Annotated in this window: 8 protein-coding genes and 2 pseudogenes; 7 read left to right on the forward strand and 3 right to left on the reverse strand. The window is 29.5% G+C overall.

Annotated features, from left to right (window positions below; all coding sequences use genetic code 11):
- Positions 1-200, reverse strand: a pseudogene (locus HMPREF3131_RS04265) (IS6 family transposase); the annotation flags it as partial.
- A gap of 473 nt (positions 201-673) precedes the next feature.
- Here HMPREF3131_RS04265 and msr(A) point away from each other — a divergent pair.
- The 3 genes from msr(A) (at position 674) to HMPREF3131_RS04280 (ending at position 4,232) form a co-directional block, all read left to right on the forward strand.
- Complete coding sequence (gene msr(A) / locus HMPREF3131_RS04270; protein WP_000438873.1) at positions 674-2,140, forward strand: ABC-F type ribosomal protection protein Msr(A); 1,467 nt, start codon at positions 674-676, stop codon at positions 2,138-2,140.
- 98 nt (positions 2,141-2,238) lie between these two features.
- Complete coding sequence (locus HMPREF3131_RS04275) at positions 2,239-3,138, forward strand: Mph(C) family macrolide 2'-phosphotransferase (protein WP_070436486.1); 900 nt, start codon at positions 2,239-2,241, stop codon at positions 3,136-3,138.
- A gap of 485 nt (positions 3,139-3,623) precedes the next feature.
- A complete protein-coding gene (locus HMPREF3131_RS04280) occupies positions 3,624-4,232 on the forward strand; it encodes a recombinase family protein (RefSeq protein WP_000583527.1) in 609 nt (202 codons plus the stop codon).
- A 209-nt stretch (positions 4,233-4,441) separates the two neighbouring features.
- On the opposite strand, the gene qacR is transcribed toward HMPREF3131_RS04280, so the two are convergent.
- The gene (gene qacR / locus HMPREF3131_RS04285; RefSeq protein ID WP_001832666.1) at positions 4,442-5,008 is read right to left on the reverse strand and encodes a multidrug-binding transcriptional regulator QacR; all 567 of its coding nucleotides are present in this window, start codon (positions 5,006-5,008) and stop codon (positions 4,442-4,444) included.
- Positions 5,009-5,185: 177 nt separating this feature from the next.
- On the opposite strand from qacR, the gene qac reads away from it, so the two are divergent.
- The 3 genes and pseudogenes from qac to HMPREF3131_RS11620 all read left to right on the forward strand — a co-directional run.
- Positions 5,186-6,730, forward strand: coding sequence for a QacA/B family quaternary ammonium compound efflux MFS transporter (gene qac / locus HMPREF3131_RS04290; RefSeq protein WP_002449598.1), 1,545 nt, complete (start codon positions 5,186-5,188; stop codon positions 6,728-6,730).
- A 204-nt stretch (positions 6,731-6,934) separates the two neighbouring features.
- Positions 6,935-7,495 (forward strand): hypothetical protein, encoded by a 561-nt coding sequence (locus HMPREF3131_RS04295; RefSeq protein WP_001077893.1) that lies wholly within the window; start codon positions 6,935-6,937, stop codon positions 7,493-7,495.
- Positions 7,496-7,558: 63 nt separating this feature from the next.
- Positions 7,559-7,693 (forward strand): annotated as a pseudogene (locus HMPREF3131_RS11620) (HAD hydrolase family protein); the annotation flags it as partial.
- A gap of 124 nt (positions 7,694-7,817) precedes the next feature.
- On the opposite strand, the gene HMPREF3131_RS04300 reads toward HMPREF3131_RS11620, so the two are convergent.
- Positions 7,818-8,528 (reverse strand): DUF536 domain-containing protein, encoded by a 711-nt coding sequence (locus tag HMPREF3131_RS04300; protein ID WP_017175393.1) that lies wholly within the window; start codon positions 8,526-8,528, stop codon positions 7,818-7,820.
- 383 nt (positions 8,529-8,911) lie between these two features.
- Between HMPREF3131_RS04300 and HMPREF3131_RS04305 the strand changes: the two genes are divergently transcribed.
- Positions 8,912-9,868 carry a replication initiator protein A gene (locus HMPREF3131_RS04305; RefSeq protein ID WP_017175392.1) on the forward strand — a complete coding sequence of 319 codons (957 nt, stop codon included), beginning with the start codon at positions 8,912-8,914 and terminating at the stop codon, positions 9,866-9,868.
- Positions 9,869-10,413: the final 545 nt, after the last annotated feature.

Here is a 10,413-nt window from a genome sequence, read left to right on the forward strand (position 1 = left end):
TTATGCTTTTTCTTCCAAATTTGATACAAAATTGGGGCATATTCTTGAACCCAACGGTAGACTGTTGAATGATGAACGTTTACACCACGTTCCCTTAATATTTCAGATATATCACGATAACTCAATGCATATCTTAGATAGTAGCCAACGGCTACAGTGATAACATCTTTGTTAAATTGTTTATATCTGAAATAGTTCATACAGAAGACTCCTTTTTGTTAAAATTATATTATAAATTCAACTTTGCAACAGAACCGTATTTTATGAGTACACTCTAAATTAAGGAGATGTATAATCAATCTAAAATTGTATTTTTATACTTTTGTTATATAATCTTTCTACTTAGAGATATATTGTAAAAAAACCAACAAAATGTTATATTAACATTACTATTTTATCGATGAAGGAGGATTAAAATGACAGCTTCTATGAGACTCAAATAAACCTTTTTGAATACAAAACTAAATTAATTCAAAAAGGCTTGTCCGCAATACACACTCATAGGATGACTTATGTCATTTTTTATCCTTCGATAGGAATAATAAACGCTTTCAAATACTAAAACATCATAATAAATTTTTAAGTGTTTGAAAGTGTAATGTGAATGAGACGGGAGTAGCCTGTCTCATTTTTTTGCGTACACGTCCTTTAAATATACAAGGAGTGTATAAATATGGAACAATATACAATTAAATTTAACCAAATCAATCATAAATTGACAGATTTACGATCACTTAACATCGGTCATCTTTACGCTTACCAATTTGAAAAAATAGCACTTATTGGGGGTAATGGTACTGGCAAAACCACATTACTAAATATGATTGCTCAAAAAACAAAACCAGAATCTGGAACAGTTGAAACGGTTGGCGAAATTCAATATTTTGAACAGCTTAACATGGATGTGGAAAATGATTTTAACACGTTAGACGGTAGTTTAATGAGTGAACTCCATATACCTATGCATACAACCGACAGTATGAGTGGTGGTGAAAAAGCAAAATATAAATTAGCTAATGTCATATCAAATTATAGTCCGATATTACTTTTAGATGAACCTACAAATCACTTGGATAAAATTGGTAAAGATTATCTGAAAAATATTTTAAAATATTACTATGGTACTTTAATTATAGTAAGTCATGATAGAGCACTTATAGACCAAATTGCTGACACAATTTGGGATATACAAGAAGATGGCACAATAAGAGTGTTTAAAGGTAATTACACACAGTATCAAAATCAATATGAACAAGAACAGTTAGAACAACAACGTCAATATGAACAGTATATAAGTGAAAAACAAAGATTGTCCCAAGCCAGTAAAGCTAAACGAAATCAAGCGCAACAAATGGCACAAGCATCATCAAAACAAAAAAACAAAAGTATAGCACCAGATCGTTTAAGTGCATCAAAACAAAAAGGCACGGTTGAGAAGGCTGCTCAAAAACAAGCTAAGCATATTGAAAAAAGAATGGAACATTTGGAAGAAGTTGAAAAACCACAAAGTTATCATGAATTCAATTTCCCACAAAATAAAATTTATGATATCCATAATAATTATCCAATCATTGCACAAAATCTAACATTGGTTAAAGGAAGTCAAAAACTGCTAACACAAGTACGATTCCAAATACCATATGGCAAAAATATAGCGCTCGTAGGTGCAAATGGTGTAGGTAAGACAACTTTACTTGAAGCTATTTACCACCAAATAGAGGGAATTGATTGTTCTCCTAAAGTGCAAATGGCATACTATCGTCAACTTGCTTATGAAGACATGCGTGACGTTTCATTATTGCAATATTTAATGGATGAAACGGATTCATCAGAATCATTCAGTAGAGCTATTTTAAATAACTTGGGTTTAAATGAAGCACTTGATCGTTCTTGTAATGTTTTGAGTGGTGGGGAAAGAACGAAATTATCGTTAGCAGTATTATTTTCAACGAAAGCGAATATGTTAATTTTGGATGAACCAACTAATTTTTTAGATATTAAAACATTAGAAGCATTAGAAATGTTTATGAATAAATATCCTGGAATCATTTTGTTTACATCACATGATACAAGGTTTGTTAAACATGTATCAGATAAAAAATGGGAATTAACAGGACAATCTATTCATGATATAACTTAAAAACTATACACTAATTTATATTGAATATTAGGTTCATTTATATCAATATAAAAAATACGTTCACAAGAAAAATATAATAGAAATAAGGATCCAATAAAATGACTCGACATAATGAAATTATTAAATGTGCAGAAAAATATCAATTACACATCCAACCTCAAACAATCTCATTGAATGAATCGGGACTTGATTTTCAAGTTGCATTTGGAAAAGATAAACATGGAGTAGAATGGGTTTTGAGACTACCAAGAAGACCTGACGTTTATAAACGAACAAAACCCGAAAAACAAACGGTAGACTTCTTACAGAAGAATGTTTCATTTGAAATACCGAAGTGGAAAGTACATGCAAAAGACCTTATTGCTTACCCAAAACTTACAGGTAAACCCGCAGCCACAATAGATCCAGAAATACAAAATTATGTATGGAAAATTGAACACAAACCATTACCAGAAAACTTTATTAACACATTAGCTGAAACACCCGTAGATTTACACAACATACCAGAAGAAAACATTAACGTTCAGCATATAAATATCAAAACCATACAAGAAATAAAAAATGACTTTCAAAGAAGAATGAATAAAGTTAAAGAAACTTATGGCGTATCAGATGAATTATGGAACAGATGGAAACAATGGTTAGAAAACGACGAACTATGGCCTCGACATGCGACCATGATACATGGGGACTTACATCCAGGACATATAATGGTAGATAACCAAGCAAACGTCACAGGTCTCATAGACTGGACTGAAGCAACCCACTCCGACCCATCAATGGACTTTATAGGACACCATCGTGTATTCGACGACGAAGGATTAGAGCAACTTATAACAGCATACGGTAAAGCTGGAGGTGAAATATGGCCACGAATGAAAGAGCATATAATAGAACTCAATGCAGTATTCCCAATGTTTATCGCTGAGTTTGCTATGGAATCAGGAGAATCGGCGTATGAAACGATGGCATTGAAAGAGTTAGGTATGAAAGAGTAGAACTTATATTAAAAGAGGCCCATTTTAAAGACGAAGGCAATCCTGATGAAATTTTAAAACTGCGTTTAATTAGTGATGGTCTTTGGTTTTCTATAATGTATTAAATATCTGGACATGGAACAAATGCAACAAATGGAAAGAATCGTTTTCGAAATTTCTAACTCCTTAAATCAGGAGGATAAATAAACGGTCATTTTCATTGAAAGCACTTATATAAATTTCATCAATTTTAATACCTACCGTAAATACATTTCATAAGTATTAAACAGATGATTAAAATTTTTAGTTAATTTAAATATTTATGATAGAGATGACCTTCAAATGAACGGTTCTGTTACAAAGAAAAAATCTATATTTATTTTTAGTAAGTTTTAATTATAGATATGTACACTTTGAGTACACCCTAATCATACAAAATAAGTTGTTGAAATTATCGCAATTAGAACGTATGATTAGGGTGTATATTAATTATGGAGTGAAGATGAATGATTATAGGTTATGCGAGAGTATCATCGATAGATCAAAATTTAGAAAGACAATTGGATAATTTAAAGACGTTTGGTGTGGAGAAAATCTTTACAGAGAAACAGTCGGGAAAGTCAGTGGAAAATAGACCTGTATTTCAAGAAGCACTCAATTTTGTCAGAATGGGAGATCGATTCGTTGTGGAATCTATTGATCGTTTGGGACGTGATTATGATGAAATTATTGAAACTGTGAGTTATTTAAAAGAGAAAGACGTTCAGTTAATGATTACCAGCTTACCTATGATGAATGAAGTGATTGGCAATCCATTACTGGATAAGTTTATGAAAGATTTAATCGTTCAAATTTTAGCAATGGTTTCAGAACAAGAGAGAAATGAAAGTAAACGTCGACAAGCGCAAGGAATTCAAGTTGCGAAGGAAAAAGGCGTATATAAAGGGCGCCCCTTACTTTATTCACCAAATGCCAAAGACCCACAGAAACGTATTATTTATCATCGCGTGGTGGAAATGTTAGAAGAAGGGAAAGCAATTAGTAAGATTGCGAAAGAAGTTAATATCACAAGACAGACAGTTTATAGAATTAAGCATGATAAGGGATCATCTTGATAAATGGGTCGTCAATGCAAATAAGAGGCTCTCACAGAGTCTCAAAACTCATATTATATTATTGAAATGATCTTTTAATAATTATACAAGAAAAAAGAGAGTGCGAATTCGCACTCTCTTTTTGTGTAGTAATACTATTTAAATTTTTTATCAATAATGAACGTAATTTAGAAATAATATTTATTGGTATTTCAAGAATATATATATAATTATTTACTAAGTCCATTTAAAAAAATTTGAGAGAACTTGTTCATAAGTTTAATTCTTTCATTAATATTTTGTTCATGTGTAAAGGTAACAATTCCATTAACAGCGTTTGCTGCTATTTTACTAACAGCATTAACATCATTAATACACCATTCGCCATTTAAATTACCCTCCTTAAAAATTACATGATAAGCATCTATATATTTGTTTTCTAATTTATTCATTTTTTCATTAATGCTATTAGTTTTATAATATTCAGTGCAAAATTCAATTATTGCGTTTTGAAGTGGATAATAGTATTCGGTTGTTAAAGATAGTTCATTATATAAATAAAATTTTTCTCTATTAGTTTTACATTTGATTTGTTCCTTTTTCCACTGTTCTTGCCATTTAGATTCTTCTATATTTAAAATTTCTAAAAATAGATTTTCTTTTGTTTTAAAGTGATAATAAAGATTCCCTTTACTACTTTCTGATAATTTAACAATTTCTCCAGTAGTAGTGGCATTATATCCATTTTTTATAAATAATTCCTTTGCGACACCTAGTATTTTATCTTTCAAGTTCATCACGCCTTTAATGAGTATTAAGTACTATCAATGATAGCACAAAAAATTCAAAGAATAATTGTATAACACAATACAGCCATTTAAATTTCGCAAGATTTTTTGTTGTAATATGTAAAAAAATAGATTATAATCCTTATAGACCGGTCGGACGGTCTATAAGGATTGGAGGGAACTTAAATGATTTCATTTTTTACAAAAACTACTGATATGATGACATCAAAAAAAAGATGGACTGCACTAGTAGTATTAGCTGTTAGTTTGTTTGTTGTTACAATGGATATGACAATATTAATTATGGCTTTACCGGAATTAGTAAGAGAGTTAGAGCCTTCTGGTACCCAACAGTTATGGATAGTTGATATATACTCTCTTGTTTTAGCTGGCTTTATAATTCCATTGAGTGCCTTTGCTGATAAATGGGGAAGAAAAAAAGCATTATTAACTGGATTTGCTTTATTTGGCCTCGTTTCATTAGCTATATTTTTCGCAGAAAGTGCAGAGTTCGTAATAGCTATTCGATTTTTACTTGGTATTGCAGGTGCTTTAATAATGCCAACTACTCTTTCAATGATAAGAGTAATTTTTGAAAACCCTAAAGAAAGGGCCACTGCATTAGCTGTATGGTCAATCGTTTCATCGATAGGTGCTGTTTTTGGACCAATTATCGGAGGAGCTTTACTTGAGCAATTTTCATGGCACTCGGCATTTTTAATTAATGTACCGTTTGTGATAATAGCAGTTGTAGCAGGTTTATTTTTATTACCAGAGTCTAAGTTATCAAAAGAAAAGTCTCACTCGTGGGATATTCCTTCTACAATTTTATCAATTGCAGGCATGATTGGACTGGTATGGAGTATCAAAGAATTTTCAAAAGAAGGACTAGCAGATATTATTCCATGGGTTGTAATAGTATTAGCAATTACCATGATAGTGATATTTGTTAAACGTAATTTATCAAGTTCTGATCCAATGTTAGACGTAAGACTTTTTAAAAAGAGATCATTTTCAGCTGGTACAATTGCTGCATTTATGACAATGTTTGCAATGACATCTGTTTTGTTATTAGCTTCACAATGGTTACAGGTTGTGGAAGAACTTTCTCCTTTTAAAGCTGGCTTATACCTATTACCTATGGCAATAGGAGATATGGTGTTTGCACCAATTGCACCCGGATTAGCGGCGCGATTTGGACCGAAAATAGTGTTACCTTCCGGAATTGGAATTGCAGCCATTGGCATGTTTATTATGTATTTCTTTGGTCATCCATTATCATATTCTACAATGGCTTTAGCATTAATTTTAGTTGGAGCTGGTACGGCTTCACTAGCAGTTGCATCTGCTCTAATAATGTTAGAAACACCTACATCAAAAGCAGGTAATGCAGCTGCTGTTGAAGAGTCTATGTATGACCTTGGAAATGTTTTTGGTGTAGCAGTACTTGGTAGCCTATCTTCTATGCTTTATCGTGTATTTTTAGATATTTCATCTTTTTCATCAAAAGGTATAGTTGGAGATTTAGCTCATGTAGCTGAAGAATCTGTAGTGGGCGCTGTCGAAGTAGCTAAAGCTACGGGGATAAAACAGCTTGCAAACGAGGCTGTAACATCATTTAATGATGCTTTTGTAGCAACTGCTTTAGTAGGTGGGATTATCATGATTATCATTTCAATAGTTGTCTATTTGTTAATTCCCAAATCACTTGATATAACTAAACAAAAATAGTACTAAACATATATTTTTAGATATTGTAGATTAGTTTATTTTTAAAATTAGTAATAGTTAAAAAGTAGAACCATTAATTTTAAATGGTTCTACTTTTTTATTATTAAGTAAAATTATAAAAGACAATTTCTTAAATTAATAATATGATATACCTATATCTAATAATTTATTAGTATTAATAAACCTTGAAAGGATGATTAACTGATGAATAGAGCAGATATTTTTAAAATATTTGATGTAGAACTTAATATAACTATATTTTTAGGAGCACTAGTAGCAACTTTCATCTATTTTATAAGTTACATGAACAATGTAAATGAATTAATTACATTATGCTTAACATTAGCTTTTCCTGCATATTTATTAAAAATTAGCAGATCGTTCGAGGTTATTTTATTAGAGGAAAAAATAAAAAATAGTAAAATCAAAATCTGTGACAAAGATAGAATTGAACGAGAGATACTGGTGAAAAAGAACCTAATAGATGAACTATTGTTTCCTAATAGAGTTATTAAAAAATATACACTGACAATTTTAATTTACAGTATAGGTATTATTATTCTTTTACTACTTTGTAATATGTTAAGTTATGGAATTGGTGAAAATGTCAATTTTATCTGGAGATTACTAGCTTGTTATGTAACGAGTGTCACAGTGATTATAGTTGCCTTGATTATAATGATAATGATATTTGATCTTATAATTGGATTACTATTAAATTTTCAAATATTTTTAAAAAATAAAAAGTATGATGACTTTTTATAATTATTCGATTTATATAATGAAAAATTAAATGATTAAACATAGAAACCTCAAAACAAACCATATTTAATAGAGTTTATGGCGCCTTATACAAATAAAGGCTATGCTGTTAAAGAATTATGTAGCTATCTTCAGATTAATATGGATGATGTTTATACTATTGGCGATAGAAAATTGATTTACCTATGTTTAATACCCTAGATAATTCTTCTGATAATTTAGTTTTTGTTAGAGTTTAACATAACTGATGATTATCAGAAGTTTCATCACTATCAAAGGTGTATCAAGGGTTTATAAACTCTTGATACACCTTTTACATTCATTTTTAATTACCGAATATCCGACTCCAAAAACTTTTTTTTGAATGATTTTCATTTATCATATCTTCTTTTTGATCATCTAATTTATCGTCTTTTGTCAATTCACTATTTTGTTGCTTATACTCGTTTTTATCTTTACTCGTATCACTAAACTGAGAAACTATTTTTTCTTCTTGGTTATCTGAATCAATCTTTATGGAATCCGTATCCCCCATTGTTTCTTGAACTTCAAAGTCCTGTCTCTTATTAGCAGAATAATTAAGTTGTCTTTCTTCTTCTAACTCAGACTCCAATCTTTGTATTTTTTTGTTACTTTCTAATGTTAATACTTGTTGGTTTTCAAGTAATTTTGATCTTTCTTGCAATTCTTTCCTATAAAATTCTATTGTCACTTCATGACGCTTTTCTTGTTTTTCAAGTTGTTTATTTAAGGTGTCTATTTGCTTTTCAAGCAGTTCAATTATTTGAACATTATGTTTAGATTCTTTGTGGGAATTATCCTTTTTAACTTTTTCTGAGTTAGTGATAGTATCTTCAAATCCATATTTTTTTTTATTGTGAGTTACTCTTTGAATTATCTTTTCAACATCGATATCATTTTTAATAAATGAAGTATTATCCTTTTTTATCGTTTCTATATTCAACCTTTTTATATTATTAAATATAGTTTGTTTACTAACTTCCAATTCTTTGCTTATTTCTTTCACACTCTTCATATCATCAACCCTTTATAAATACTTTATCAACCCTTTACAATAAATTTTATCATAAATGTTGTTATATCGATATTTACCTATCATTTCAAAAACCCTTTACAAACCCTTGATAATCATGACATCAAGGGTTTGTAAAGGGTTTTTGATAAAGCTATAATATCTTTTATGTGTTCTTTTTTAGTGATATAATGTTGATAATACGTTTAAGTCCCAACTACTGGTAATAGTTGGGACTCGGTAATAAAACGTTACAATACGTTAGCTATTTAATTTGATATATGTATTATATACAACAATATCGACAGTTTGCAAGTCAAAAAGTTATGTGGAATTGTAATGTTTTATTACCTCTATTCAAATTTAATTGGAAAGAGGTTTTTATTATGTCTCGTAAAAATATTAAAAATCAAGCTAGTCAAAATTTTTATATGCTACATAAAGCATTATTTGTTAATGAAAAATATAAAAAATTAAGTGATAGTGCCAAAGTCACTTATGCAATTCTCAATGATAGAGTTAGTTTATCAATTAAAAATAATTGGATCGATGATAATGGGGATATATATTTCATTTTTACAAATGAGAGCCTCCAGAATATATTAGATAAAAGTAAAAATACAATTACAAAAATAAAAAAAGAACTTCAAGAAGTAGGATTACTTGAACAAATCCGTACAGGTTTTAATAGACCCAATAAATTATATTTACATGATATAGAAACAAATATTAGTGTAGAAAAAAATATTCAAACTTTATCTGCAACCTATGATAACAAGGAGTCCCAAAATTTGGGACTCCAGAATCCCGAGTTTTGGGATTCCAGAATCTCAAAATTTGGGACTCCAGAATCCCAAATTTTAGACCCTAATGATACTGATTATAATGATACTGATTACATTAAGACTAATAGTAATGATACGTATGATTTGAATGATAAGAAATTAACATCTCCTAGTAATCACACAAGTCATTCAAATCACTATTATTCAAAATTTAATGATGACGCTTTAAAATTTCAATTACTCGAAGAACTACCACAAAGTATACAAACTTATTTAAGTAACTTTTCTGTAACTGAAATTAAACTTATTAAATCTGTATTATTAAAAGCCAAAACATCTTTCAACAATTCCATTGATACATATTACTTATTAGAAGATATGGAAATAGAAATACTTCATGTTCTTAAACGATTTAAAGCCGTGCTTATTCAAAAAAATGAAACGGTTGAAGCAATGCAAGGGTACTTAATGAAATCTCTTAAATCTGAATTCGCAGAAGTACATACGCTTAATAAACGACGTGATAATTTACCAATCACTTCTTTATTTAATCAATAATACAACTTAATAAGCCAACAATGATTTAATTAGAGAATATCTTTAATTAGATGTTCTCTTAACTGCAGACAAGCTTTATTTTCAATGAAATGTAATTAATGAATTAAGTGGGACTAAAATCAAAAAGTTTTAGTCCCATTTTTATAAATGATTATTATTCATTGTTACTACTATCAGCAATTTTTCCTTTTTAGTCGTATTAGTTATATAACTGATCATCTAAACATTTAATTTTATCCTCTTAATCTAACGTCTTTAGAACACTTTTTAGTTTTTCAATTTCATTTTCTCTTACTTCTGTTTTTGGTTATATAAACATTATAAAACTAATGTTTTTTATACTATCTTCAATAACTTGTCTATTATTCTAATCAAGTGGAATCCCAAGTATTTGTTTGTAAGCACAATAAATTACTTCTTTTTAAATTTATTTGGCTTATTCGTATTAATGTATTTGGAATACATCTTTAACAATTCTTCTGTTTCAGCAGAACTTAAATGCTCACATTCAAAATACTTTTCAAGCATTGCGCCTTTTCGAATCA

This window comes from Staphylococcus sp. HMSC14C01 (assembly GCF_001808085.1).
GTDB classification, from domain to species: domain Bacteria; phylum Bacillota; class Bacilli; order Staphylococcales; family Staphylococcaceae; genus Staphylococcus; species Staphylococcus hominis.